This is a genomic window from Victivallis lenta (genome assembly GCF_009695545.1).
Lineage (GTDB): Bacteria > Verrucomicrobiota > Lentisphaeria > Victivallales > Victivallaceae > Victivallis > Victivallis lenta.
On the sequence record NZ_VUNS01000002.1, the window covers coordinates 267,677 to 291,685 of the forward strand.

A 24,009-nucleotide genomic window follows, 5' to 3' on the forward strand; every position below is an offset into this window, starting at 1 on the left:
TCACGACTCCTCCCGCTTTTTCGGATTGAACATGCCGATGTCGCAGGCGATCTTGGCCCGTTCGATCTCGTCGAGGAAGGTAGGCAGCCCTCCGGTCGGTTCGTAAACGCCGACGATCCGATTCTCTTCATCCCATCCGGTCTGCCGGAAAACGAAGAGGTCCTGCATCGTGATCACGTCGCCCTCCATCTTTGTGATCTCGCTGACGCTGACCAGTTTGCGGCTCCCGTCGCGCTCCCGGTTGATCTGCACGACGATCTGGATCGCCGAAGCGACCTGTTCGCGGATCGCCCGCAGCGGCAGGTCGAAGCCGGCCATCAGCACGAGGGTCTCGAGGCGGGCGAGCGCGTCGCGCGCGCTGTTCGCATGGATCGTGGTCAAGCTCCCGTCGTGGCCGGTATTCATGGCCTGAAGCATATCCAGAGCCTCGCCGCCGCGGCACTCGCCGACGACGATCCGGTCGGGGCGCATGCGCAGCGCGTTGCGGACCAGGTCGCGGATCGTGACCGCCCCCTTGCCCTCCACGTTCGGCGGACGGGATTCAAGCCGGACCAGATGCTCCTGATGGAGCTGGAGTTCGGCCGCGTCCTCAATGGTGACGATGCGTTCGCTGTTCGGCAGAAACGAGCTCAGAACGTTCAGCAGCGTCGTCTTGCCGGAGCCGGTGCCGCCTGAAATCAGGATGTTTTTCCGCACCGCCACGCAGATCGCGAGAAAGCGGATGATCTCGGGCGAAACCGAGCCGAAACGCACGAGATCCTCGGCCTGCAGCGGCTTGCGCGAGAATTTACGGATCGTGATGGTCGGCCCGACCAGCGACAGCGGCGGAATGATCGCATTCACGCGGCTGCCGTCCGGCAGCCGGGCGTCCACCATCGGGGAACTCTCGTCGATGCGCCGCCCGAGCGGGGAGACGATGCGCTCGATCGCCGAAAGCACCTGGCTGCTGCCAGCAAATGCCGTATCGGTCCGGTAAAGGATGCCGTTCTTTTCGACGAACACCTGATCCGGGCCGTTGACCATGATTTCGGTGAGGTCGTCGCGCTCGATGAGCGCTTCGAGCGGGCCGAGTCCGACCGCCTCCTGAAACAGCTCCTTTTCAACCAGCGGCAGGTCGATCTCCGGCGGCAGCGGAATGGTCAGCTGCGAAAGAATCTCCCGGATCATGCTCCGGGCCTGCCGCGCGAGGTCTTCGCCGCTGACGCCGGAGACGGCGAGCTTCTTCAGGTTCAGCCGCTTCAGGAGCTCGCGGTGCGCCTGCTTCTTGATCTCCTGCACAATCGGGCGCAGCTTCTCAGGAATGCCGGAGACGCGGAGCACCGGAATCTCCTGTCTGGCCGGAGTCAGGCCGTCCAGCCGGAGCTTCGGCTCTTCCGGCCGCAACGCCGCCGTACCGGGACGCGCGGCCGGGACCGGCGGAACTGCGGCGCCCTGCTTCACCGGCTCCGCCTGCGGCCTCACCCGCAGCACGGCCTTGCCGATTCTGATCTTCGTACCGAACGGAATATCATACGGCTGATTCGGAAACAGCGTGCTGCCGTCCTCCATCCCGGTTCCGTTCCGGCTGCCGAGGTCCATGACGAGAAGCCGGTTGTCGCGCACGATGAGCTGGGCGTGACGGCTCGATATCTCCGGCCGTTTCAGGCGGATGTGGCACTCCGCGCCGGAACCGACCAGGTAAGCGCCGGGCGGAAGCTGGGCCGCGGCGGCGGGTACGCCGGGCTGCAGGATCTCGAGTTCAAGCATCGTTTCGCCTCCTCTTCCCGCCTATTTGTACGACCGGCGTTCCTGACGCTTCTGGTTGTACTTCGGAATCTCCTGCTCGAGCAGCTTGAAGTTCACGCTGCGCGATTCGATGTTGCGCTCGATGCGTTCATCCTCGAAGTTGCGGAGCGACAGCGTCAGTTTCCCTTTCTGGGAGGCGAACACGATCATTTCGACCTCTTCCGGGTAAAGCAGCAGCGTGACCGTGCCGTAGGTCCGGTTGCCGGTCGGGTCGAGGGAAGCGGCTCCCCAGCGGTTGCCGACCGCCAAAACCTTCACGTCCTGCAGGATGGTCAGGGTCACCGTGTCGAGCGAGCTGTCGCCGCGCACGTCCGGGAAGCGGAACGTGCCGATCACGTCGACATTGTCGTTCGGCTGAATCAGGTTGTTGACCGACGAAACCGAGTCGACCGGAATCGAGACCGCGCGGTAATCCTGCCGGATCACGCCGGAGAACCCCTGCCGCTGCGAAATCGGCTTGAGGTCGGTGCTCTGGAGCGTCTGCCCCGCCCGCATCGACACTTCGAGACGGCGGCCGACGACGCGTGAGGCTTCCGTCCACGGAATGTCGCGGCTCATGCCGCCTTCCCCGGGACGGCGCTGGGCCTCATAGCGGGCCAGGTCCTCCTGCCGCAGTTCCTCGCCTTCGGCCTTGTCGCGGGTCAGCCGGATCAGCATGACGGTCTCCGACGTGCCGCGGATGCTGCGCCGCTCGGCCTCCAGCTGCTGATAGGTGAGGACAAACGCGATGACGCCGAACAGCACCGCCCCGAGCAACAACATTTTATGCCGCATAACCGCTCCCGTATGAGTATGGATCGAATCTTCCGCTTATATACAAGGGAATATATACGCGCGAAAAGCAAATGTCCAGTCGCGGAGCGAGAGTTTTCATCAGTTTGCCATACCGGCGAACCGGCGGACATCGCCGGCCTCCTCCGGCAGATGGAGGCAGCGGCGGCACTTCCCGGCCGGCCCCACCACCAGAAACCGTTCTTCGACCGAACATGGAGCGGGCCGATAATCTTCCGGCACCCCCGGCGGCCTGATGCAGGCTGCATCGCTGCGGCAGGAGCAGAAAAGCTCCCCCGCGAACCGCAGCGGAACCGGGCATTTGCGGGAGAAGCGCCGCACCTCCTCCCCGAGTCGGACCGCCTCCCGGCAGGTCAGCAGCAGCTCCGGATGGAACCGCCCTCGCCCTTCGGCCAGAAAGGGGCCGATCTGCACCGTCGCCGCGCCGGAGAGGACGGCGAGCGAAATCAACTGCTTCCACTCCCGCAGCGCCGGACGGGTCACCACAATGCCGACGCCGAACGGCACGCCGCGGTTCCGGCAGAGGTCGAAGAGGTCGATCAGGCCGTCAACGCTCCAGGTCGAGCCGGTCAGCGCGCGGTAGCAGCGGATTCCGGGCAGGCTGAACGCGAAGTCGCCGCGCGTCCCCCGCAGCCGTTCGACCAGTTCGCGCGTAACGAGGCTTCCGTTCGTATAGAGCGTGAAGTGCGGCCGTTCCGGGTGCGCGGCCAGAAAATCGATCAGTTTCGTCACCCCCTCCTTCAACAGAAGTTCGCCTCCGGAGAGCGTGAAACGGCGGACGCCGCGCCGGATCAGCAACTCCGCGACTTCGATCCATTCCGGAATCGACAGCTCGCGGCCGTACAGCGACGGCTCCTCCAGCCACGGCGCGTAGCAGAACAGGCAGGAGTGATTGCAGTTGAACGTAAGTTCGAGGATCGCGGAATCCGGAATGCCGCTCATCGCATCACTTCCCGGTTTCCTCCCCGGCGGCCGGCAGCGGCGCGGGCTTCCCCAATATGGTCGGGACCGCGGCCTCCGGCGCCGGCGCAATATCGCCGGCAAGCGCCTGCCGTTCCCCGTCGCCGCCGGAACAGCCGCCCGTGCCGAACAAAGCCAGAACCAGCGACAGCGGAACCGAACAGCGCACCAGCAGTTTCAACAGGAATTTCCGCATAAGCACCTCCCGGAATATTTTGATGACTGACAACACAATATCACCGGAACAGCCGAATGCAACCGGAAAACGTAAAAAGATCGTAAAACGGTTCTCCGGTCCGTTACGCCGGGTCGGCCGTGATGGCCATCAGCGCCGCTTCGACCTTTTCGCGGTAGAGCTCCAGCCCGTCCTCGTCAAGATCGGGCGGAATCATGACCATGTCGCCGAGAATCAGCGTGAGGGTAGAGAACGGCTTCGGAATCTGGAACCCGTCCCAGCTCCGGACCGACCAGCAGCGCGAGGCGTTGACCGAGATCGGGATGACGCCGGTGCCGGTGACCGACGCAAGGGAGATCGGGCCGGTCTTCATGACATAGCGCGGACCGCGCGGACCGTCCGGCGTAAAACTCACGTTGTACCCCTCTCTGACCGCCTTGATCCCGGCCCGGTACGCATTCGCCCCCTTCTTCGAGGAGGAGCCGCGCAGACTCTTGAGTCCGAGAATCGAAATGAAGTCCGCAATATACTGCCCGTCACGCGAGGCGCTGACCACCGCAACGGTCCGTTTCCGCGCTCCGGCCGGAAACAGCACGGCGAAGAACATGAGCCGGTTGTGCCAGGTGACCGACACGGCGCCCTTCGCATTTTCGATATAGCCGTTCGGGTCCACCACCCGGATCCGGAAGCAGGTGCGCACATAGAGCTGCATCAGCCGGGCCGGCAGCCAGTAGATCCAGGTCGGCAGCTTCTTGACGCTGCGGAATTTCTGCTTGAAATAACCCATCAGTGTTCCTTGAAATAGCGGCAGCGGTCGGTCAGCGGGCAGCGGTCGCACTCGGGCCTGTTCCCGGCGTGACAGACGCGGCGGCCGTGCACGATGATCAGATGCGAAAAATTGGTCCAGAGCTCAGGCGGCGTCCCTGCATTGACTTCGGCCTCGATCTTGACCGGGTCCGGCGTCGAAACATAGCCGATCCGGTTCAGCACCCGGATCACATGCGTGTCGGCCGGAAACCCAGGAATGCCGAACGCATTGCCGAGCACGACGTTCGCGCTCTTGCGGCCGATGCCGGGCAGCCGGGTCAGTTCGTCCATGGTCCGCGGCACCTCGCCGCCGAACTCGTCAAGCAGCATTTTCGCGGTCTTCGAAAGGTTTTCGCTCTTGTTGCGGTAGAGTCCGCACGCCTTGATGATCTCCGCGATCTCCGAAACCTCGAGCGCCGCCATCGCAGCCGGATCGGGCGCGACCCGGAACAACTCCTTCGTAATCTCGTTGACCCGGTCGTCGCGGCACTGCGCCGACAGCATGACCGAACAGAGCAGCCGGAACGGCGTCACATGGTCGAGCGGACAGCAGAGATCACCGTACAGCGCATACAGATCGTCATAAAGCTTCTTCCATTGGGCTTTCGTCGCCATTACTTCACCTCCCCCGCCAACCGCAGGAAATTGGCCAGCAGCCGCAACCCGCAGCGCTGGCTTTTTTCGGGATGGAACTGCGCCGCAAAGCAGCGCCCGCTTCCGATGCAGGCCGAAAACGGCACGATATATTCACTCGCCGCCGCCGTGAACGCGGCATTCACCGGCACATAGTAGGAGTGGACGAAATAGAAACAGCTCCCCTCCGGCATTCCGGCTCCGAGCGGGGAGTCCGGCCGGAACGACACCGAATTCCAGCCCATGTGCGGGACCTTCTCCCTCCCGGCCGGGAAACGCACGACGGCGCCCGGAAAAATGCCGAGTCCCGCCGCTCCGGGCGCCTCCTCGCTCGACTCGAGCAGCATCTGCATGCCGAGGCAGACGCCGAAGAAATAGCCGCCCCGCGCCAGGAATTCCGGAATCGCCCGGTCGAAGCCGCGCCGTTTCAGATTCTCCATTCCGTCGCCGAAGTTGCCGACGCCGGGGAGAATGCAGCAGCCGAACTTCGCCAGCCCGGCGCCGGACTCGACCACCTCGACCCCGGCGCCGACGAACTCGAGCGCCTTCCGCACCGAGCCGAGGTTGCCCATATTGTAATCGAGAAGCGCAACGGCCATGAATCTTCCCTTCCTGCAATCGATTTGATGAAGCGATAATATAGCACGGGAGCGCCGTTTTTTCCATAACCCCGGCCAAATTCTCCATTTTTCCGAAAATATTCCGTTCCGCTCTTGACATTTTCAATAAAATCGATCATAATATTGACAACAAAATTGGATTAATCCATTTACTGAAAAATCAAATTGATCTGAATTTGGCGGTTCACACCGGATGAAGGAGAAACAGTATGTCGCACCGGGCAGATGCAGCACGACGATTATCGCGTACAAGTATGGAATAGGCACAGCCATTCGGACCTCTGATCGCACGGAAACTTCAAAGAAAGGAAAAATCCCCAAATGAAACGCATGCGCAATCATCGTAACATATTGCATATTAAAAGATTCCGATTCACATTGATTGAACTTCTGGTCGTTATTGCGATCATCGCGATTCTCGCCTCCATGCTGCTGCCGGCACTCAACAAGGCGCGCGACCGCGCCAAGACGGCGAACTGCGCCAGCAACCTCAAGCAGATCGGCATCGGAGACGCCCAGTACGGACAGGACTACGAGGGGTGGCTCTACGGGCCGCGCCTCAAAGCCGCCCCGCAGACGGCGGTTTCCGGCACCCTGAACACGAATTTCTGGACGATCAGCATGGCGAATCTCGGTTATATCCAGAACTACAACACGACCCGCAAACAGGTCAACTGGATCGCGGCATGCCCGGCAACTCATCCGTACGGAAAATTCGAACATGAGATCATGGGTTATGCCAAACGCGGCATCCACACATCGGACAAAGTCAATGTGAACCAGGACGGTTACTGGAAGGCGTCGGGCAACTCCTTCCGCCCGGTCGCACCTCCGGGAAGCTCCTATACGGATAAAAATGAAGAGCTGCTTTCGCACCTGTCGCCTTCGATGTTCGTCACGACCTTCGACAATTTTCAGGACAACGGCGCGCGCATGACCCAGGTCGTCTATGCGACGTTCGAAAGCCTGAGCCTCTCCCACAGCGGCAAAGCCAACGTCCTCTTCCACGACGGTCATGTCGAGGCTACCCGGAGCGCCTGCAGCAGAACCTTCTCGGCCTGCGTCGACCCCGTCAGTCAAACCAAGCGGCTCTGGGTCGGCCCCTAGAACCGGCAGCAAGGAACACTTTATCATGATTGCAACACCGGTTTCCCCCCGCAGCCAGGTCAAGGAGGCGCTGCTTGAGAGTATCCGCCGTCAGGATGTCGGCACCCGCCTCGCGCCGGAGCGCCGGCTGGCCGAAGAATTCGGCGTCAGCCGCTCGACCATGACCAAGGTGCTCGAAGAACTCGTCAAGGAAGGCTACCTCTCCCGCCGGATCGGCAGCGGAACCTTCATCATGCCGCGCGACAGCGAAATCGCCTCGACCCGGCTTCCGGTCCGGGCGCGCGGCGAACTCCTCATCGCCTCGCCCGACTTCTTCTCGTACTCTCTGTGGGAACGGCTGCACACCCTGGAAATCGGGGCGATGCGCGAAAATCTGCAGGTGGTCAATATGAAAATCCACCCGGAATCGGATTTCGACTCACTCTTCGAACTGGCCGACAACTGCCGGAATCTGCTCGGCATCATCGTGAACGCCGGACTGCCGACGCCCAAATCCGCGCTGAAGCGGCTCGACGAAACCGGAGTGCCGGTCGTCATCATCGGAGAGCTCGACAACATCAAGCTCTACCGGAACATCCGCACGGTCAGCAGCAATCACTTTCAATCCGGCTACCTGAAGATGAAGACCCTGCTGCAGGCGGGACACACCCGGATCGGCTTCATTCCGAACGACCCGCCGTCGATCGCCCAGCAGGAGTGCATCCGCGGCATGAAGGAGGCTGTGCGGGAGTACCGGTTCCGCTGGCGCGACCTCGTGCTGCCGGACAGCTCGATCGAGTTCTGGCAGGACCCGATGAAAAACGGCTGCGTCCAGGCCCGCGAAGTGCTGAAGCGCGCCCCGGACGTGACCGGGCTCGTGGTGGACACGATCCCCGGCGCGATCGGGGCGCTGCGCGCGGTGCTCGAGAGCGGCCGCAGCTGTCCCGGCGACGTCAGCATCATCACGGCCCAGAGCTATGCCGGGATCGAGGAGTACACCTACCCGAGCCTGTCGACCGTGATCGCCTCCAACGAAAAAATCTGCCGGACCGCGCTGGAAATCATCCTGCAGCCGAAACGCACTCTGTCACGCGAGTTCATCATCGACATGGAATTCATCGCCCGGGAGAGCATCCGGGACCTGAACGCGGAGAGACAGCCGTGAAACGAACCCTCCTGACCCTTGCGGCGGCAGCGGCCGCCTTCCCGCTCTTTGCGGCGCCCGGCGACGAACATCTCCGGCAGTATGCCGAAAGCGTTCCCGGAGACGCCGCCGTCGAAGCGGCCTCGAAACTCAACGTGAAAGTCCCGGTCTTCGCGCGGGAGTGGCATATCTGGACCGGCGTGCCTTACGGCGACCGGCCGACCGTTCCGCGCTGGACGCACTGGAACGGGGAGAAGAAGTTCGGCCGATACGATCCGGCAACCACGATCGAACAGCTCCGTCCCGGCAGTTCCTGGCGGCGAAACCTGAACTGCGCCGGCTATCCCCTGCCGGGCCCCTACGACCCCGGCCGCCCCGGCATCATCCGCTGGCAGCTCGAAACCGCGCGCAATGCCGGAATCGAATGCATGTATCTGCACCTCTGGCCGTCGCTCTGGGACGACGGCGCCGACCTGACGCCGCAGCCGCTTTTCGAGCGCGCGCTCGATATCGCGGCCGAACTCGGCTACCCCATAGCGATCCACGACGAGATCGCCTTCCGGCGGCCGAACATCACCAAGGCGCAGCTCTTCGAAAACAGCGTCCGCCGGACAGCCCTTCTCGTCAGGCGTTACGGAAAGCATCCGGGCTGGTACAAAACGGACGGCCTGCCGGTCTACTACTTCCAGAACTGGAACGGCTGGATCAAACCGCCCGAGCTCGAACGCTATTTCGCGGAGGTCGAAAAGCAGGCCGGTCCGGTCTACTGGGTCTACGAGGGCCCCGACAGCGAAGCGGCCTTCCGGATCCCGCAGATCAGGGCGGTCCTGTCGCACAACAACAGCTGGTTCCTCCATACGCCGCCGCACGGCGCCGGGCCGCACCCGTGGGAGAAGCTCGACGCTTCGATGGAGCGCGCCGTGAAGCTCGCCCGCAAACACGGCAAGAAGTTCGGCATGATGGTCTATACGCGCTTCAACAACAACTTCGACCGCGGCAATCCGGGGCGCGGGCGGATTCCGGCCGAGAACGGCATGTTCTTCGTAGATTCGGTCAGGCGGACGATGAAATTCAAGCCGGATTTCTACATCTTCACCCAATGGAACGATTTCGAGGAGAGCGCCTTCATCGAACCGGGCTGGGACTTCGACGGTTTCAACGGCGATCCGTACCGCTACTGCCGGATCGTCGCGGCGATGCAGGGCAAAACCTTCCGCCCCGCCCCGCTGCCGCCCCGCGCGGAGGTCGATCCGTATATCCGCCATAAGCTCTACGGCGACACCGCGCCGGGCGATCTCGGACCGGTCTTTGCACGGGTGCGCCCGCAGAACGGAACGCTCCCCCTGCCGTGGGCGGAGGACGGCCCCGTTCCGGCCGTTCTGAGAGTGGTTCAGGACAATCTCGCCCGCTGGACGCCCGGCGACGCAGAATACCGGGGGCAGAAGCTCCGCCTCGCAAATTGGAGCGCGCCGGATGCGGACGGAACCATCGAGGGCGGCCGGGAACTCCGGTTCTACGCGCCCGGCCTTGCGAATCGCACCGCAACCCCGCGCTGGATCGGCATCCGCCATTCGGTTCCGGCCGGTACGAAGCTGACCGTCAACTACCGTTCCGTCCATGAAAATTACCGGATCGATTCACGCTGGGAACGCCGTTCCCTCAACCTCGACTCCGGCGTCACGCTGCCGATGGCGGACGGCTCGGTCTTCAGCTGGGTCCCGGCGTGGGGGGACCGATTCTGCGGGGAAGAGGGCGACCTTCTGATCCGGCTCTCCGGCAAAAAGGGGAAAAGCCGCATTCACGAGGTCATCATCTGGTCGCCGGAGATGGAGGAGCATTCCGCCGCCCCCTCCGGCGCAATCCCCGTTCCGGCCGGCATTGACCCGGCCCGGCCGTTCGTGGCGGCAGCCTACGACGAAGCCGGCAACCCGGGCATTCCGCATCTGTTCGCACCAACCCAGGAGGAATCCGAATGAACCTGTTTGCCAGACTCGCCGCGGTCGCCTGCTCGGCCTCCGCACTCTTGTTCACCGCCGCAGCAGCCGGACCCGAACTCGGGCCGGAAAGCTTCGGCATCCTGAAAGACAAACCGACCTACATCCAGGAGTGGCATATCTGGTGGGGGTTTCCGTACCCGGATTCCCGGCGGCCTTTCTCCCATATGGATTCGACCCTGACCGCCTCCGGCGAACCCTGGCGGCTGGACTGGAACCGCAACGGCTATCCGCTGGTCGGGCTCTACGATTCGGCCAATCCCGACATCATCCGCTGGCAGATCCGCTGCATGAAAGCGGCCGGGCTGGACTCGGTCGCGGTCATGATCCATCCCGACAACGGCAAAGGAATCGAATTCATCCAGGAAGCCCCCGAGGATATGATCCGGACCATTCTCGACATCGCCGCGGAAGAGAAATTCCCGGTCTTTTTCATGGATGAAGTCGCATTCCGCAAAGGTTCGGTATCGCAGAACCCCGAAATCATGGCGCAGAGAATCATCCGTTTCCTGAAAAAATATGCGTCGAGTCCCGGTTTTTACCGCGTGGACGGCAAACCGGTCTATTATTTCCAGACCTACGGCTGGAGCGTGAAGCCTGAAGAGCTCGAGGCGATGTTCCGGAAGGTCGAAACCGCCGCCGGACCGGTCCACTGGATGATCTTCGGCGCAGTCAACCGCTTCGGGAAGATCCCGCAGCTGGCCTGGATGGTCGACGGCGCCAGCCATCACCGCCGCAGCAAGGAGACCCGCGCCTGGCAGCTGAACGAGCAGGCCCCCGCCCATATCTTCTCCGCCGGGCACAAACTCGGCAAAAAGATCACCGACATGCAGTATCCGAAATTCGACGGCACCAGCCAGCCGTGGCGGCAGACCGGCGTCGCCCAGTACGGGCTCGGCGGACGCACGCTCGAAACCACGATCCTGAATTCGCTCCGGAGCAATCCGGACTTCATCATGCTGTCGAGCTGGAACGACTGGGAGGAAGGCGCAAACTTCGAACCCGGCTGGGACTTCGACGGCTTTTCCGGCGATCCGTACCTCTACTGCCGCGTCATCGCCCATCTGCGCGGCCGGGAATTCGTTCCGCCGCCGCTCCCGCCGAAGGAGGCGGTCCACCCGACCATCCGGGAGAAACTCGGCTACGGCGACGGCGCCGGGCCGCTGGTCGAGAAAATCGAACGCTCCCACAACCGCGGCGGTGCGCTTGCGGTGACCGTCCGCGACACCGCCTCCGAAGTCGCCGCGCTCGAAGCGGTCTGGAACGGCGATCTCTACTATCTCGCACCGCAGTCCGCCGGGGGCAGACCGCAGGGCGCTCTCGTTCCCCGGAGCGAGCTGCCGAAGAGCGAGCTTCAGCAGAACCTCTTCGGCTACACGCCGGGCCGCGCGGTACCGCTCCCGGGCGGAGAAATCGCATTCACCGTGCCGGAGCCCGAAAAACTGCCGGAAACCTTCGCGGTCGGCACGGCAACCGTGTTCGATCCGGAGAATCCGATGCAGAAGGTGACGGTCCGCATGGCCAACCGGACACCGGTTCTCCTGCGCGAACCGACCGGGGGAAAACAGGCCGACTGCACGCTCTCCTTCACTCCGTATCCGCGCGACAGTCAGTTTCCGGCCGCACTCTGGAACGGCTGGCGCACGGCGGTTGCCGTCAATCCGCGCCCGGTCGACCTCGCGTCGAAGCCGCTCACGCTCAACGCCGACGGCGCGAAGCTCGGGCTCATCTCGATTCTCGGCGAACCGCGCGAAGAACGCACCGTCACCGGCGGAGTCCCGTTCGACGCAGAGGGGAAAATCAAGACTTTTTATCTGACGCTCCCGGACGAGATTCTCGGCACGCCCGGCGCGCACTTCGTCTGGCTCCGCGCCCGCGACGCAGCCGGAAACTGGGGGAGTCCGGTCCTCTACGCCGTGCCGAATTACGAATTCTTCGACCGGGGCGGCGCGAATGCCGTGCAGGAGCCCGAACTCGAAGTTCCGGGCGCGCTGCTCGCCGACAACTGCTCCCGCCCCGAGCTCTGGAAACCGCTCTCCGGCGGAAAGCCGGCGGTCAAGCCGTATGTCCGCAAGGAGACTTCGAGCCGCTTTGAACTCGGCAACACGCTGGTCTGCCGCGAACTGCCCCGGCCGGCCGGAGACGGCTTCCGGCTGACCTTCGACGCGATTCACAAGAACGCGCAGCGCTATCTCGTCGTCGCCCTGACCGACGCCGAAGGCAAACGCGGCTACGGCGTGGGCTGGGATTCGTCCCGCCCCGACATCGCGGAGGGAACCGGATTCGTGCATATCCTGAAGCTGGAAGGAGAGAAACCGCTCGACTGGAACATCGGCGGAAAACGGCTCGCCAATACGGCGTCGGGACACCCCGCGCTCTCCGGGGAGCCGGCCCGGTTTGAATTCACGCTCCGCGGCGGCGTCCTCACGCTGAAAATAGACGGCAAAGTCGTCGCCTCCGCCAAAGACGACAGCTTCCGGAGCTTCAGCCGTCTCTACCTGCGCGGCAACCAGAGCCAGCTGATCGACAACATCGTCCTCACCGAACTCTGACCGTCCGTGCGGCGACCCGGCGCTCAGTCGAGCGCAAAGAGCGCCCGGGTCAGGACGGCGAACTGGTCGACGGCAAGCTTGTCGGGACGGATCTCGGGCGGAAGGTTCACTGCCGCGAGCGCGGCGGCCGCCTTCTCCTTCCCGTAATTCTGCCCGAGCACCTTGCCCATCTGTTTGCGGCGCTGCGCAAAGACGGTTTTGACCACGCCGGGCAGCAGCCGGCAGAGCTCCGGCTTTTCGGCATAGCGGTCGTGCCGGCGGAACGAGACGATGGCGGAATCGACCTCCGGCGGCGGAAAAAACACCTCCGGCGGCACGATCTTTTCGAGCTTCACATCATACCGCAACTGGGTCCGCACCGACAGCGCGCCGTAATTTTTAGTACCGGGCACGGCGCTCAGCCGCTCGCCCATCTCGCGCTGAAGCATGAAGAACATCGACTCCGGCGGATTCGGCAGATCGAGCATCCGGGCGATGAAGATCGTACTGATCGAATACGGCAGATTCGCGATCGCGCGGAACGGCCGGTTTTCGAGCAGTTCGACGTAATCGACCCGGCAGGCGTCGGCCTCGGTCAGGTGAAAGTTCCCTTTTTCGATATGCGTGCGCAGATACTCCGCGATGCGGTGGTCGAACTCGACCGCATAAACCTCGGCTCCGGCCTTGAGCAGCCGGGAAGTCAATGCTCCGAAGCCGGGGCCGACCTCGAGGATCCGCTCTCCCTTTCCCGGAGCGCTCAGCCGCACGATGTAATCGAGCAGATTCCCGTCGAGCAGAAAGTTCTGTCCGAGGCCGCGCCCCGGACGCATGCCGATCGACTCCAGCGCCGCCGTCAGCTGCTGCTTGTTCATATCAGTGACCGCCGCAGCCGCAGCTGCCGCCGCATTTATGGGCCGACGGGCAGACATCACGGTTCGCGCACGAACGCGGTCCCTTGTTCAGCACCGCCGCAAACCGGCTCGGCAGCTTCTCGAGATCGGCGGAACCGCACTTCGGGCACTCGGCCTCGGAGTCGAAACGGGGGACGAGCAGCTCGCACTCAATCCCGCACGCCTTGCATTTATAATTGAAAATCGGCATAAAACAATCCTTTCGCTCGATTCATCTCATCCGGTTAATTTACACTGCTCCCCGCCATTTTTCCAGCCGGAGCCTTTCACTTTTTCCAAATGCGGGCAATTCAATGAAGGAAGCGCCCGGTGTCGAGAAAGGCGAGGATCTGGCGGCGCGTCTCCGGCAGGAACATGATGAAAACATGGCGCGCGTGCACGACAACGTGGTCCGCGATGCCGTCGAGCTTCGTCGATTCGATCGACACCTTGCCGTCGTCGTCGCCGGCAACAACGCCGATTTCAAAGCCGCGCGGCACCGGCAGGGTCCGGCAGACCGCGCCTTCCCGGTTCGACAGCTCCGCAAGCGGACGCACCATGAGCTTCGAAGGAGGAAAACGGCGCGAAACGTCTTCCGCCATTTGAGAACCGTGGTGCGGCGGGGCAAGCATGACCACGCGGCCGATCTTCGCCGCCTCCGGCGTGCCGGACAATCCGCACAAGGCGACGCGGGTCAGGAGCCCGCCCATGCTGTGAGTCACGATTCCGACCCGTTCTTCGGGCAGGCTCCGCAGGAATTCCGTGAATTTCCGCCCATGCTCCACGATCCCGCTGCGGGTGGTTTTATAGTCGTAGATATAGACCGGGTAACCGCGGCCGTTCAGGAACTTCGCCAGGCTCCGCATGACGATGCCGCGGTGCAGCAGCCCGTGCACGAGCACGAGCGCCGGCTGCTCCGGGTTCCCCGGCAGATGCTCGAACCGGCGGCCGCCGACCGCGTATGTCGCAAGCGTGAGCAGCATGTCAGTAGATCGAATCCGGGAAATAGAACGCCTGCGCATTTTCCGGCGTCACGACTTCGGACGGCATCACGATCTTCGTCTCCTTCGCCTTGCCGCCGTTCTTCAGTCCGTCGATCGCGGCTTCGATGCCGACTTCGATCATCTTCGGCGGATAAGTGACGGTCATCTGCACGATCGGGTCGCGGTCGAGCACGCGCTTGACGATCAGTTTCGCGCCTCCGCCGCCGAGCATGAGCTTCACATCCCGGCGCTTCGACTCTTCGAGCGCCTTCAGGGCGCCGACCAGGACGTCGTCGTCGCCGACCCAGACCGCATCGATCTTCGGATACTTCTGCAGGTAGTTCTCCATGAGCTTCAACCCCTTCTCGGTATCCCAGTAGGCCGACTGCGACTCAAGGATTTTAATGCCGGGGTGCTTCGCGATCTCAGCCTTGAACGCCTCGACGCGGTCGGTGTTGACCACGCACGGAATCCCCTCCATGACGAGGATGTCGCCCTCGCCGCCGAGCGCCTTCACGAGCGCCTGCGCGGCGGTGCGGCCGAAGCCGGCGTTGTCTCCCGCGACGTAGACATCCTGAATCGGCTTGTCGAGTCCGCGGTCGACCGTCACGAGGAACGCCCCCTGCTTCTTCGCAGCTTCGCAGACGCTGGTCAGCGGCCCCGGCTCCTGCGGCAGCACGACGACCGCCCTGACCCCCTGCACAAGCAGGTTCTCGATCTTGTTGACCTGCTCGGCCGCATCGCGCGCGGTCGAGATGATGATCTCGTAATCCGGATTCGCCGCTTCGAGCTTCTGCTTCGCCGCTTCGGCGCTGTAGATCACGCCGCCGGTCCAGCCGTGGTCGGCGGCCGGAATCGACACGCCGATCTTCGTCTTCTTCGCCTTCGCGTCTCCGCACGAAACCACCGCGAACGCCAGCAGCGCCGCCCCGAACAAAGTAAAAATTTTTTTCATCGACCCATCCTTCCGTATTGGATAAACATGACGATCACATTCCGGAACGCCCCGCAGCATTCCAGAAGAAAATACGCCAGAACTTTTATTATTTTCGATGGTAAAGTAAAAAGTTTTTTCATCGCCCCATCCTTCCGTATTGGATAAATATGACGATCATATTCCGGAACGCCCCGCAGCATTCCAGAAGAAAATACGCCAGAACTTTTATTATTTTCGATGGTAAAGTAAAAAGTTTTTTCATCGCCCCATCCTTCCGTATTGGATAAATATGACGATCATATTCCGGAACGCCCCGCAGCATTCCAGAAAAAAATACGCCGGACCTTTCATTATTTCCGGCGGTACTGAATCAGCACAGCGATAATGATGACCAGCCCCTTGACCGCCCCCTGCAGGTTGACCGAAATCCCCCACATGTCGAGCACGTTCGAAACGATTCCGAGCAGCAGAACGCCGGCCAGCGTCCCCGGCACCGTCGCCTTGCCGCCGGTCATGGCGGTTCCGCCGATGATGACCGCCGCGATCGCGTCGAGCTCGTACGAGAGCCCGGCGCCGGAACTGCTGATCGAATTCAGCCGGCCGCCGAGCAGAAACGCGCTCAGCCCCGCCAGGCCGCCGACCAGCACATAGGTCCAGAACTTGACCACGCCGGTCCGGATCGCCGAATAGCAGGCGACCCGCTCGTTCGAACCGACCGCGCAGACGTGCCGTCCGAAGCGGGTCAGCCGCAGCACGACGGCCAGAACCGCGGTGAGGCCGAAAAGGACCAGCGTCGCAAGCGGCAGCCCGGCCGCCTTCGCCGAAACCAGCGGCTGGTAAAGAGAATTCGAAGTCGGCACCAGCCCCGCATTCGCAAAATAGAGCGCGAGCGAACGAAAGATCGACATCGTGCCGAGCGTAACGATGAACGGCTGGACCCGCGCCGCGCCGACCAGCACCCCGTTCAGCATGCCGCCCGCGACGCCGACGCCGAGCGCCGCGCCGAATCCGGCAGCCAGCTGAACCGCCTCGGAGCCGCCCGCCGAATTCATTGCGAAGAGCGACACGACTCCGGCCAGCGCGAAGAGCGACCCGACCGCGAGGTCGATGCCGCCCGCCGCGATCACGAAGGTCATGCCGAGCGCGATGATCCCGCTGTACGACACCTGCCGGGTGATGTTGATGAGATTCTGCGGCGAACGGAAATATTCGTTCGAAGCCGAAGCGACCGCGAGAAATGCGAACAGCGCAATCCAGACTCCGCCCGAATCCAGCAGATTCCTCCAGTTGATCTTCTTCATCGCCGTTCCACCCCGATTGCCAGATACATCAGTTCCTCCTGCGTGAGTTCTTCACCCGAGCGGAATCCGGCGACGGCGCCGGCGCGCATGACCATAACCCGGCCGCACATGCCGAGGATCTCCTCCATGTCCGACGAGATCAGCAGGCAGGCGACGCCTCCGTTCGCAAGATTCCGGATAAATTCGTAAATATCCCGCCGCGCCGCGATATCCACTCCGCGGGTCGGTTCGTCGAAAATAAAAATTTCCGGCCGCGTATCAAGCCCCTTCGCCATCGCGACCTTCTGCTGGTTCCCGCCGGAGAGTTCGCAAAGCAGTGCATCGGGCCGGGCCGGCTTGATGCGGAACTCCTTCACATACGCCTCGGCCGCCCGCCGGATCTCCGCCGGGCGCAGCAGCCCGCGGCAGTAGCGCGCGAGCGAAACAAGCGTGATATTCTCCCCGATCGTGAAGCCGGGGAGGATGCCGGAGCCCTGCCGGTCCTCCGGCAGATACGAAAGCCCGGCCGCGACCGCCTCCGCGGGACGCCGGAAACGGACGGCTCTGCCGTTCACCTTCACCGTGCCGCCGTCGATGCGTCTCAGCGCCATCAGCGCTTCGGCCATTTCGGTGCGGCCGGCCCCGGCCAGCCCGGCAACGCCGAGGATCTCCCCGTGCCGCAAGACAAAGCTCACATCCCGCACGGCCCGGCCGCTCGACAGGTGTTCGACCTCGAGAGCGGGCGTTCCGGGCGGATTCGACGGCGAGTCCGGAAACATGCGGGAGAGCTCGCGCCCGACCATCCGCCGCGCCATCTCTGGCGGATCGAGCTCCGAAGCCGGAGAAACGCTGACGAGCGTACCGTCCCGCAGCACGGCGATCTCGTCGCAGATCTCCTTCACCTCGGCCAGCTTGTGGGAGATGTAGATGATCGAGCCGCCGGAAGCTTTGAATTCGCGCATGATCGCAAACAGCCGCTGCGTCTCCTCCGCGTTCAGGATCGTGGTCGGTTCATCCATCAGCAGCAGCCGGTAACTTTCATCGAGCGCCTTGGCGAACTCGACCATCTGTTTGCCGGAGGGCGGCAGTTCCGCGACCGGCGTATCGGGATCGATATCGGCATGAAGCCGTGCGAGACGCCGCGCGGCCTCCCGGCGCATTGCGGCGCGGTCGAGCAGCCCGAAACGACTCCTCTCCCGGCCGAGAAAAATATTTTCGGTCACGGTCAGGTGTTCGACGAGGTTGAACTCCTGCGGAATCCAGCCGACCGAGACACCGGGTTCGAGCTCAATCCGGCCGGAGGTCGGTTTGACGACTCCGGTCAGACATTTCGTAAAGGTCGACTTTCCGGCGCCGTTTTCACCGATCAGGCCGAGGATGCGGCCGGCCTCCAGCGTGAGCGACACGCCGTCGAGCGCCTTCTCGGCATCGTAACATTTGGTCAGATTTTCAACCCTGAGCACCGGTTTCTCTCCCTGATTGTCAATCGGATAATATAAAACCCGCGGACCGTTTTTGCAAATCGGCCCGCGGGTTTCCGGCGCTCTTTCCCGGAAAGGACAGCCCTGCGGCGGTTCTCCAGATACGCGCCCTCCGGACTAGAGTTCCGGCAGCGTGGCGGCGATGACCGCCTGGCCGTGCCGCTTGAACGCCTCGTCCGGAATATGGAATTCGACCTTCAGCTCCGGGAACTCCCCGGCCAGCACTTCACGCGCTTTGTCGAGGATGATCGAGCCGCCCCTGCCGGACGAAACGCGCCCGAGAAGGAGCAGATTCTCCAGCGGATAGAACATCGCATAATGGGCGACCGCATACCCGAGATAGCAGCCGACGGTCCGATAGACCTTCGCGGCGCGTTCGTCGCCGGACTCCATCGCTTTCTGGACCAGCTTGAGCTGCTCCGGCAGCGGCGTCCCGGCCGGAAATTCGAACCCGGCCTTTCCGGCGACCCGCCCGACCGCCTGCTGCGACAGATAGAGCGCGCCGACGCCGGCGTCGCCGGACCACTCATCGACCGGAGCTCCGGTTTCACGATAGTCGACCGGAGCGAACGCAAGCTCATTCAGGTGATCGGTCAGCGTCCCCTCCGGGGTCACGAAACCGACCGCCTCGCTGGTCCCCATGGCCAGCCCGAGCAGGGCATTTCTGCCGATGCTGACCGCGCCCGCCAGGGCGGTCACCTCGCCGTCATTCAGCACGACGAACGGCACACCCGGAAACTGCTTCGCAATCTCGAGAAAAATTGGCCGCACCCGCGATTCGAACTGTTCCTCGGGGATGCCGCGGAACAGCGACGCGATGCGCGGCTGGTTGTCGACATAGACGCCCGCCGCGCTGCCGCCGATCGAATCGATGCGCGGCAGTCTGGCCGCCGCCCGCTTCAGCGAATCGACGATCCCTTCGATGTGATAATTGATGTCGCCCTGAAAATACGGGTCCCAGACGACCTCCTCGCTGTGGACGGTTTCGCCGTCGATGACCGCCGCGCATTTGCGGTCCGAACCGCCGAGGTCGAAACCGATCCGGCAGCCGTCGAAATGGCCGCCGAGCCTGAGCCCGATCTCCTTCGCTTCCGGCGCGGCTTCATACGCGCAGCCGACGACGGTGAACGGATGATCGTAGATTTTTTTGCCGATCACGGCATAATCGAACTTCCGTTCGCCGCCGGCGGAGTAGATCTTCGCCAGCTCGGGGACCAGTTCCGGAGCTCCGGCGACCGTCAGCTTCCATCCGCCGCGCGCCCAGAGCAGGAACTTGACGATCCGTTCGACGTAACGCAGATTCAGCGCCCGGTTCTCCGGCGTATCGGCCAGGATCACCGTATCGAAGCGCGACACGCAGCCGTTGGCCCGTTCCACGCAGAGCGCCAGTTTGCGGCGGCCGGCATCGGCTGCGGCAAGCTTTCCGTACTCCCGGTTCCAGAGCGCCGCCGGCACAAACTCCGGATCGAGCTCCGGCACACATTTCATCGTAATCTGAATCGCCATCGTTCCCCCTTTCCGACCGGATAAGTTCCTACCGGTACGGCTCCCATTTCGGTTCGTTATCGAAAACCCACTTGTAGTACTCGGTCTGCGTCAGCTCCGCCGCCGCCGCCTCGTCGAGAATCACCACCGTGTTCGGATGCAGTTGAATCGCGCTGCCCGTGACCATCGAAGTGACCGGACCCTCAATCGCCTTCGCGGCAATGCCGGCCTTTTTCGCCCCCGTGATCAGCATGACGATGCGCTCCGCATCGAGAATCGTGCCGACGCCCATCGTGAAGGCGCGCTTCGGCATCGACTCCGGCGGGTTGAAATAGACGGAGTTCTGCGCGTAGGTCGCCGGAGTCAGCGCCTTCGCCCGGGTGCGGCTGCCGAGCGACGAGATCGGCTCGTTGAAACCGATGTGCCCGTCGTTGCCGATGCCGAGCAGCTGAAGATCGATGCCGCCCGCATCCTCGATCGCTTCCTCATAGCGGAGCCCCTCGGCGATTTCATCCCCGGCGAGCCCGTCCGGCAGATTCGTGTTCCGCATATCGATGTTGATCTTGCTGAACAGATGCTTGTTCATATAGTAGCGGTACGAATTCGGGTCCTCCGGCGGCAGCCCGATGTATTCGTCGAGATTGAAGGTGTGCACGCGCGAGAAATCGACGCGGCCCGCCTTGTTCATTTCGGCGAGGTCGGCGTAGACCGCCTCCATCGTCGCACCGGTCGCGAGCCCGAGCTTGAAAAACGGTTTCTGCCGGATCGCGTCGGCGATCAGTTCGGCAGTGAGTCTGACGGCCTCTTCCGTAGTGGGACGGATAATGACTTCCATGACGAAACCTTTCGTTAAAATGGTTTACCTGTTATAAAAATACACCGGAACCCTGCTTTTTCGAATGGATGTTTGAGGGGATTTTATGGATTTTTCGGCAAAGTTGCGAACTATGCCTGTTTCGGCGCGTTGTTCCAGCGCCGGTACGGGTTCCGGCTCAGCGCGCCGTTGCTGTAACGGCGGTCTGCGGAGACCTCCGGGCCGAGCCACGGGGGGACGGAGAACGAAGCCTCCTCGCCGTCCAGTTCGATCTCGGCAGTGAAGAGCCCCTCGTTCTCGCCGAAATATTCGTCGACCTCCCAGACGAACCCGCCGTACGGCACGAGGTAGCGGACCTTCTCGACCACGCGGCCGCCGCAGAATTCGCGGAGCATCGCTTCGGCGTCCGCAACCGGAATTTCGTATTCGAATTCGCTGCGGGAGATGTTCCTGACCGGCCCCTTCACGGTCAGGAACGCCTTCTCGCCGGCGATCCTGACCCGCACCGTCGGAGACGGCGGCAGAAGCTCGAAATACCCCTGCACCATGCGCACGGCCGACTCTGCCCCGGAACGCCATGCCTCCGAAGCGAGCAGAAACTTGCGTTCGATTTCGACCGCCATTATTCCGCGATCCCGAACTGGTAAACCGTGGTCTGCTTGTAAGGGCGGCCCGGTTCAAGGCGCGCGCTCGGGAACTCCGAATGGTGGACGGCGTCCGGCCAGAGCTGGGTCTCGAGGCAGAAGGCCCCGAACTGCGGGTAGCCGCCGCCGTTCTTGCCGACCGCGGTCCCGTCGAGAAAATAGCCCATGTAGAACTGGATTCCGGGAGCGGAGGTCGACACGCGCACCTCAATCCCGGTCGTGTCGGAGCTGACCACCGCAACATCGCGCTTCATGACCCCGTCGACGTCGCCGAGCACGAAGTTGTCGTCAAAGCCGCACGGCAGGTCCGCGAAGATCTGCCGGAAGCTTTTGCCGGCATTCAGATCGTAGGGCGTCCCGGCCACCGGGGGACAGCTGCCGGTCGGAGCGAGAAACTCGTCCACTTCGGTCCGGCGGTCCGCCCGGAGCTGGACCCGGTGGTCCAGGCAGTTTCCGGCGGATTCCCCGCTCAAATTGAAATAGGCGTGATTCGTCATGCTGACCACCGTGGGCCGGTCCGACGTCGCGGTGTAATCCAGAATCAGTTCGTTCGCCTCGGTCACCATGTAGACCAGCGTCGCCTCGACTTCACCCGGAAAACCGGCGTCGCCGTCCGGGCTCGTAAGCCGCAGCGCCAGCATCGTATTGTCGATCACGTCGGCCTTCCAGAGCCGCCGCCCCCAGCAGTCGCCGCCGTGCAGCGTATTTTTTCCGTTGCTGTCGTTCAGCGCAAGTTCGTACTCTTTGCCGTCAAGCGTGAAGCGGCCGCCGGCGATGCGGTTTGCGACCCGGCCGATCACGGCGCCGAAGAACGGCCCGTTTTCGATATAATCGGCCGGATTGCCGAAGCCGAGCAGGACATCGGTCATGCGGCCATCCCGGTCCGGCGCCCAGATGCTGACCACCGCGCCGCCGAAATCGGTAATGTCCGCGCCGAAACCCGAGCTGTTGCGGAGCCGGTACAGTTTTGCGGTCCGGCCGTCCGGCGTCTTGAAAAAATCCTTCACTACCATGATTCGCCTCCTTCGACCGGCGTGCCGGTCAATTCGTTCCAGGTTTTAAAATGTGTCTTCGCACAGCGCTCGAAGACGGATGCGCCGAACCGTTCCATCAGGCTCCGGCCGGCCGCCTTGACCTGCGGCCCGGCGCCGCGCGGCAGTTCGATTCCGAACTCGGCCTCCAGCTTCGCCATGCCGCGCAGGAACTGCTCGCGCGAAAGGATGCTCGCAGCCGCCACGGCGACGTCGCTCTCGGCCTTGGTCCGCTGGTCGAGCCGGATCTCCCGGCCCCGCGTCAGAAGCGCGCGCCGGATCAGCCGTTCGTCCGCAAATTTATCCGACAGCATGCGCGGACAGGCCGGCACTTTTTCGAGCAGGTTTTCAATGACCCGCGCATGTCCCCAGGCCAGCAGCCGGTTCAGGTTGCCGAATTTGGCGTAAAGCCGGTTGTAGGATTCGGGACCGATCACCACCGCCGTCCAGCCGTTCCCGGCGATCTCCCGGATCCCGGCCGATAGCTCCATGATCTTCTTCGAACTTTTGATCAGCTTCGAATCGCAGCAGCCGATCGCGCGAAGCTTCGGGCCGGTAACCTCGTCGGCATAGACGCCGGCGATGCAGAGCGGCCCGAAGAAATCTCCCTTGCCGCTTTCGTCGACCCCGCCGTGCGGATCGACCGCCTCTTCCGCCGGCTCCTCCTCATACCCGAACGTGAACGTATGCAGAATCTCCGGCTCGAGCAGAAAGGTCACGAAATCCTCCGTGCCGCCGCCCTGCACGGTCAGCTTGCCGGAGTTGTAGGCCACGACGTTCGTCTTTTCCAGCTCCGCCTTCCAGCGCGCGTACGGCTGCTCCGAGAACTTCCAGCCGCGTCCGTCGAGCAGGAGCCGGAGCTGCTCCGCCTGCTCCTCCGTCACGGTGCAGACATAGCTGGTCACTTTTTTCTCCGCCATTACTTCACCTCGGTGCGGCCGGTGAGCGCCGCGGTGATCGTCGCGCCGTCGGCATATGAGAGGTTCGCCCCGGCCGGAAGCCCCAGCGCGGGCTGCGTCACCCGGACCGGCGCGCCCTTCAGCAGCTCGGCGATATAGATCGCGGTCGCCCGCCCCTCCACATCGCTGCTCAAAGCCAGGATCACCTCGCGCACCTCGCCGGAACGGGCGCGTTCAAGCAGCTTCGGCAGATTCAGCCCGGCCCCGTTCTCCGCATCCATCGGAGAAATGCGGCCGCCGAGCACATGATACCTGCCCCGGAAGTTCCCGCTCGATTCGATCGCGAACATCTGCGCCATCGTCTCAACGACGCAGACGGTGCCGCCGTCCCGGTCCGGGCGGCCGCAGACCATGCAGAGCTCCCCCGCGTCGGCCAGCGCGCCGCAGACCGGACAGCTGCCGACTGTCTCGGGCAGCGTGCCGAGCAGCCGGCCGAGAAATTCGAGTTTCTCCGGCTCCCACTCCAGAAGCGACAGCGCGAGGCGTTCGGCCCCGCGCCGGCCGATGCCGGGGAGCTGCTTCAAAGCCGCGATCAGGGCTTCCACCGCTTCCGGATAGTGCATCATCCGCGCCGAATCCTCAGAAAATACCCGGCATGTCGACGCCGAGGCCGCCGGTGACTTCGTTCATCTTCTCCTGCGCCGTGGCCTTTGCTGCCGCCAGCGCCGAATTGGCCGCCACCAGAATCTGTTCCTCCAGAAGCGCCCGGTCCTTCAGCGCCTCGTCGGTCAGGCTGATCTCCTTGATCCGGAAGTCGCCGGTCACAGTCACCCGGACCTGGCACCCGGGACTCGACGCCGAAAACTCCATGGTCGGCATCTCCTCCTTGAACTTCTTGAGATTGGCCTGAATATCTTTCGCCTTAGACATCATTTTAGCGAGTTCGCCCAGATTTCCGAACATATTGCTCATCCTTGCATTGCCCTGTTTGTTGTCAGCTGAAAAAAAAGCCGGCTTGCAACTGATTCAAGCCGGCTC

At 63.0% G+C, this 24,009-nt stretch carries 24 protein-coding genes; 4 read left to right on the forward strand and 20 right to left on the reverse strand.

The annotated features are described in order from the left end of the window. The 7 genes from FYJ85_RS03120 to hisH all read right to left on the reverse strand — a co-directional run bounded on the left by FYJ85_RS03120 (position 1) and on the right by hisH (position 5,751). Positions 1-1,746, reverse strand: a complete 1,746-nt coding sequence (locus FYJ85_RS03120) for a TadA family conjugal transfer-associated ATPase (protein WP_106054855.1) — start codon at positions 1,744-1,746, stop codon at positions 1-3. 21 nt (positions 1,747-1,767) lie between these two features. Further along, a complete protein-coding gene (cpaB, locus tag FYJ85_RS03125; RefSeq protein ID WP_106054854.1) occupies positions 1,768-2,559 on the reverse strand; it encodes a Flp pilus assembly protein CpaB in 792 nt (263 codons plus the stop codon). A 99-nt stretch (positions 2,560-2,658) separates the two neighbouring features. After that, positions 2,659-3,519, reverse strand: coding sequence for a radical SAM protein (locus tag FYJ85_RS03130; RefSeq protein ID WP_106054853.1), 861 nt, complete (start codon positions 3,517-3,519; stop codon positions 2,659-2,661). Between the two features lie 4 nt (positions 3,520-3,523). After that, a complete protein-coding gene (locus FYJ85_RS03135; protein WP_106054852.1) occupies positions 3,524-3,733 on the reverse strand; it encodes a hypothetical protein in 210 nt (69 codons plus the stop codon). Between the two features lie 103 nt (positions 3,734-3,836). Next, positions 3,837-4,499 carry a lysophospholipid acyltransferase family protein gene (locus FYJ85_RS03140; RefSeq protein ID WP_106054851.1) on the reverse strand — a complete coding sequence of 221 codons (663 nt, stop codon included), beginning with the start codon at positions 4,497-4,499 and terminating at the stop codon, positions 3,837-3,839. After that, entirely contained in the window at positions 4,499-5,134 is a 636-nt protein-coding gene (gene nth / locus FYJ85_RS03145) for an endonuclease III (protein ID WP_106054850.1), read from the reverse strand. Before nth ends, FYJ85_RS03140 begins: the two co-directional genes overlap by 1 nt. Then, positions 5,134-5,751, reverse strand: a complete 618-nt coding sequence (hisH, locus tag FYJ85_RS03150; protein ID WP_154416963.1) for an imidazole glycerol phosphate synthase subunit HisH — start codon at positions 5,749-5,751, stop codon at positions 5,134-5,136. The genes nth and hisH overlap by 1 nt, the downstream gene beginning before the upstream one ends. Positions 5,752-6,102: 351 nt before the next feature. Between hisH and FYJ85_RS03155 the strand changes: the two genes are divergently transcribed. The 4 genes from FYJ85_RS03155 to FYJ85_RS03170 are packed head-to-tail and all read left to right on the forward strand — an operon-like array spanning position 6,103 to position 12,548. Continuing rightward, complete coding sequence (locus tag FYJ85_RS03155; protein WP_268878701.1) at positions 6,103-6,879, forward strand: prepilin-type N-terminal cleavage/methylation domain-containing protein; 777 nt, start codon at positions 6,103-6,105, stop codon at positions 6,877-6,879. 25 nt (positions 6,880-6,904) lie between these two features. Next, on the forward strand, positions 6,905-8,023 hold the full coding sequence (locus FYJ85_RS03160; RefSeq protein WP_158704229.1) for a substrate-binding domain-containing protein: 1,119 nt from the start codon (positions 6,905-6,907) through the stop codon (positions 8,021-8,023). Continuing rightward, the gene (locus FYJ85_RS03165; RefSeq protein WP_206212945.1) at positions 8,020-9,978 is read left to right on the forward strand and encodes a glycoside hydrolase family 71/99 protein; all 1,959 of its coding nucleotides are present in this window, start codon (positions 8,020-8,022) and stop codon (positions 9,976-9,978) included. Before FYJ85_RS03160 ends, FYJ85_RS03165 begins: the two co-directional genes overlap by 4 nt. Then, complete coding sequence (locus FYJ85_RS03170) at positions 9,975-12,548, forward strand: glycoside hydrolase family 71/99 protein (RefSeq protein ID WP_154416967.1); 2,574 nt, start codon at positions 9,975-9,977, stop codon at positions 12,546-12,548. Before FYJ85_RS03165 ends, FYJ85_RS03170 begins: the two co-directional genes overlap by 4 nt. 23 nt (positions 12,549-12,571) lie before the next feature. On the opposite strand, the gene rsmA is transcribed toward FYJ85_RS03170, so the two are convergent. From rsmA to FYJ85_RS03235, 13 genes are all read right to left on the reverse strand, one after another. Further along, a complete protein-coding gene (gene rsmA, locus FYJ85_RS03175) occupies positions 12,572-13,399 on the reverse strand; it encodes a 16S rRNA (adenine(1518)-N(6)/adenine(1519)-N(6))-dimethyltransferase RsmA (RefSeq protein WP_158704227.1) in 828 nt (275 codons plus the stop codon). Between the two features lies 1 nt (position 13,400). Next, a complete protein-coding gene (locus FYJ85_RS03180; RefSeq protein WP_106054843.1) occupies positions 13,401-13,628 on the reverse strand; it encodes an FmdB family zinc ribbon protein in 228 nt (75 codons plus the stop codon). 100 nt (positions 13,629-13,728) lie between these two features. Further along, the gene (locus FYJ85_RS03185) at positions 13,729-14,400 is read right to left on the reverse strand and encodes an alpha/beta hydrolase (RefSeq protein ID WP_177995580.1); all 672 of its coding nucleotides are present in this window, start codon (positions 14,398-14,400) and stop codon (positions 13,729-13,731) included. Position 14,401: 1 nt separating this feature from the next. Continuing rightward, positions 14,402-15,355: a substrate-binding domain-containing protein gene (locus FYJ85_RS03190; protein ID WP_206212946.1), complete on the reverse strand. Its 954-nt coding sequence runs from the start codon at positions 15,353-15,355 to the stop codon at positions 14,402-14,404. 332 nt (positions 15,356-15,687) lie between these two features. Beyond that, positions 15,688-16,638: an ABC transporter permease gene (locus FYJ85_RS03195; RefSeq protein WP_106054840.1), complete on the reverse strand. Its 951-nt coding sequence runs from the start codon at positions 16,636-16,638 to the stop codon at positions 15,688-15,690. Continuing rightward, positions 16,635-18,080, reverse strand: a complete 1,446-nt coding sequence (locus FYJ85_RS03200; RefSeq protein WP_154416970.1) for an ATP-binding cassette domain-containing protein — start codon at positions 18,078-18,080, stop codon at positions 16,635-16,637. The genes FYJ85_RS03195 and FYJ85_RS03200 overlap by 4 nt, the downstream gene beginning before the upstream one ends. 135 nt (positions 18,081-18,215) lie before the next feature. Further along, positions 18,216-19,604, reverse strand: coding sequence for an ROK family protein (locus FYJ85_RS03205; RefSeq protein WP_154416971.1), 1,389 nt, complete (start codon positions 19,602-19,604; stop codon positions 18,216-18,218). A gap of 28 nt (positions 19,605-19,632) precedes the next feature. Continuing rightward, positions 19,633-20,418 (reverse strand): glucosamine-6-phosphate deaminase, encoded by a 786-nt coding sequence (nagB, locus tag FYJ85_RS03210; protein WP_106054837.1) that lies wholly within the window; start codon positions 20,416-20,418, stop codon positions 19,633-19,635. Positions 20,419-20,528: 110 nt separating this feature from the next. Beyond that, positions 20,529-21,020 (reverse strand): CYTH domain-containing protein, encoded by a 492-nt coding sequence (locus tag FYJ85_RS03215; RefSeq protein WP_106054836.1) that lies wholly within the window; start codon positions 21,018-21,020, stop codon positions 20,529-20,531. After that, entirely contained in the window at positions 21,020-22,054 is a 1,035-nt protein-coding gene (locus FYJ85_RS03220; protein WP_154416972.1) for an aldose epimerase family protein, read from the reverse strand. Before FYJ85_RS03220 ends, FYJ85_RS03215 begins: the two co-directional genes overlap by 1 nt. After that, complete coding sequence (rnhC, locus tag FYJ85_RS03225) at positions 22,048-22,992, reverse strand: ribonuclease HIII (RefSeq protein ID WP_154416973.1); 945 nt, start codon at positions 22,990-22,992, stop codon at positions 22,048-22,050. The genes FYJ85_RS03220 and rnhC overlap by 7 nt, the downstream gene beginning before the upstream one ends. Beyond that, positions 22,992-23,597 carry a recombination mediator RecR gene (gene recR / locus FYJ85_RS03230; RefSeq protein ID WP_106054833.1) on the reverse strand — a complete coding sequence of 202 codons (606 nt, stop codon included), beginning with the start codon at positions 23,595-23,597 and terminating at the stop codon, positions 22,992-22,994. The genes rnhC and recR overlap by 1 nt, the downstream gene beginning before the upstream one ends. Positions 23,598-23,610: 13 nt before the next feature. Beyond that, positions 23,611-23,934, reverse strand: coding sequence for a YbaB/EbfC family nucleoid-associated protein (locus tag FYJ85_RS03235; protein WP_158704225.1), 324 nt, complete (start codon positions 23,932-23,934; stop codon positions 23,611-23,613). Between the last annotated feature and the right edge of the window lie 75 nt (positions 23,935-24,009).

Coding starts and splice junctions, on each gene's coding strand:
- recR (WP_106054833.1), bottom strand. CDS start 23,597: ATGATGCACTATCCGGAAGCGGTGGAAGCCCTGATCGCGGCTTTGAAG.
- hisH (WP_154416963.1), bottom strand. CDS start 5,751: ATGGCCGTTGCGCTTCTCGATTACAATATGGGCAACCTCGGCTCGGTG.
- FYJ85_RS03155 (WP_268878701.1), top strand. CDS start 6,103: ATGCGCAATCATCGTAACATATTGCATATTAAAAGATTCCGATTCACA.
- nagB (WP_106054837.1), bottom strand. CDS start 20,418: ATGGAAGTCATTATCCGTCCCACTACGGAAGAGGCCGTCAGACTCACT.
- FYJ85_RS03170 (WP_154416967.1), top strand. CDS start 9,975: ATGAACCTGTTTGCCAGACTCGCCGCGGTCGCCTGCTCGGCCTCCGCA.
- FYJ85_RS03135 (WP_106054852.1), bottom strand. CDS start 3,733: ATGCGGAAATTCCTGTTGAAACTGCTGGTGCGCTGTTCGGTTCCGCTG.
- FYJ85_RS03190 (WP_206212946.1), bottom strand. CDS start 15,355: ATGAAAAAAATTTTTACTTTGTTCGGGGCGGCGCTGCTGGCGTTCGCG.
- rnhC (WP_154416973.1), bottom strand. CDS start 22,992: ATGGCGGAGAAAAAAGTGACCAGCTATGTCTGCACCGTGACGGAGGAG.
- FYJ85_RS03160 (WP_158704229.1), top strand. CDS start 6,905: ATGATTGCAACACCGGTTTCCCCCCGCAGCCAGGTCAAGGAGGCGCTG.
- FYJ85_RS03130 (WP_106054853.1), bottom strand. CDS start 3,519: ATGAGCGGCATTCCGGATTCCGCGATCCTCGAACTTACGTTCAACTGC.
- FYJ85_RS03220 (WP_154416972.1), bottom strand. CDS start 22,054: ATGGTAGTGAAGGATTTTTTCAAGACGCCGGACGGCCGGACCGCAAAA.
- cpaB (WP_106054854.1), bottom strand. CDS start 2,559: ATGCGGCATAAAATGTTGTTGCTCGGGGCGGTGCTGTTCGGCGTCATC.
- rsmA (WP_158704227.1), bottom strand. CDS start 13,399: ATGAACAAGCAGCAGCTGACGGCGGCGCTGGAGTCGATCGGCATGCGT.
- FYJ85_RS03140 (WP_106054851.1), bottom strand. CDS start 4,499: ATGGGTTATTTCAAGCAGAAATTCCGCAGCGTCAAGAAGCTGCCGACC.
- FYJ85_RS03215 (WP_106054836.1), bottom strand. CDS start 21,020: ATGGCGGTCGAAATCGAACGCAAGTTTCTGCTCGCTTCGGAGGCATGG.
- nth (WP_106054850.1), bottom strand. CDS start 5,134: ATGGCGACGAAAGCCCAATGGAAGAAGCTTTATGACGATCTGTATGCG.
- FYJ85_RS03180 (WP_106054843.1), bottom strand. CDS start 13,628: ATGCCGATTTTCAATTATAAATGCAAGGCGTGCGGGATTGAGTGCGAG.
- FYJ85_RS03120 (WP_106054855.1), bottom strand. CDS start 1,746: ATGCTTGAACTCGAGATCCTGCAGCCCGGCGTACCCGCCGCCGCGGCC.
- FYJ85_RS03235 (WP_158704225.1), bottom strand. CDS start 23,934: ATGTTCGGAAATCTGGGCGAACTCGCTAAAATGATGTCTAAGGCGAAA.
- FYJ85_RS03185 (WP_177995580.1), bottom strand. CDS start 14,400: ATGCTGCTCACGCTTGCGACATACGCGGTCGGCGGCCGCCGGTTCGAG.
- FYJ85_RS03195 (WP_106054840.1), bottom strand. CDS start 16,638: ATGAAGAAGATCAACTGGAGGAATCTGCTGGATTCGGGCGGAGTCTGG.
- FYJ85_RS03205 (WP_154416971.1), bottom strand. CDS start 19,604: ATGGCGATTCAGATTACGATGAAATGTGTGCCGGAGCTCGATCCGGAG.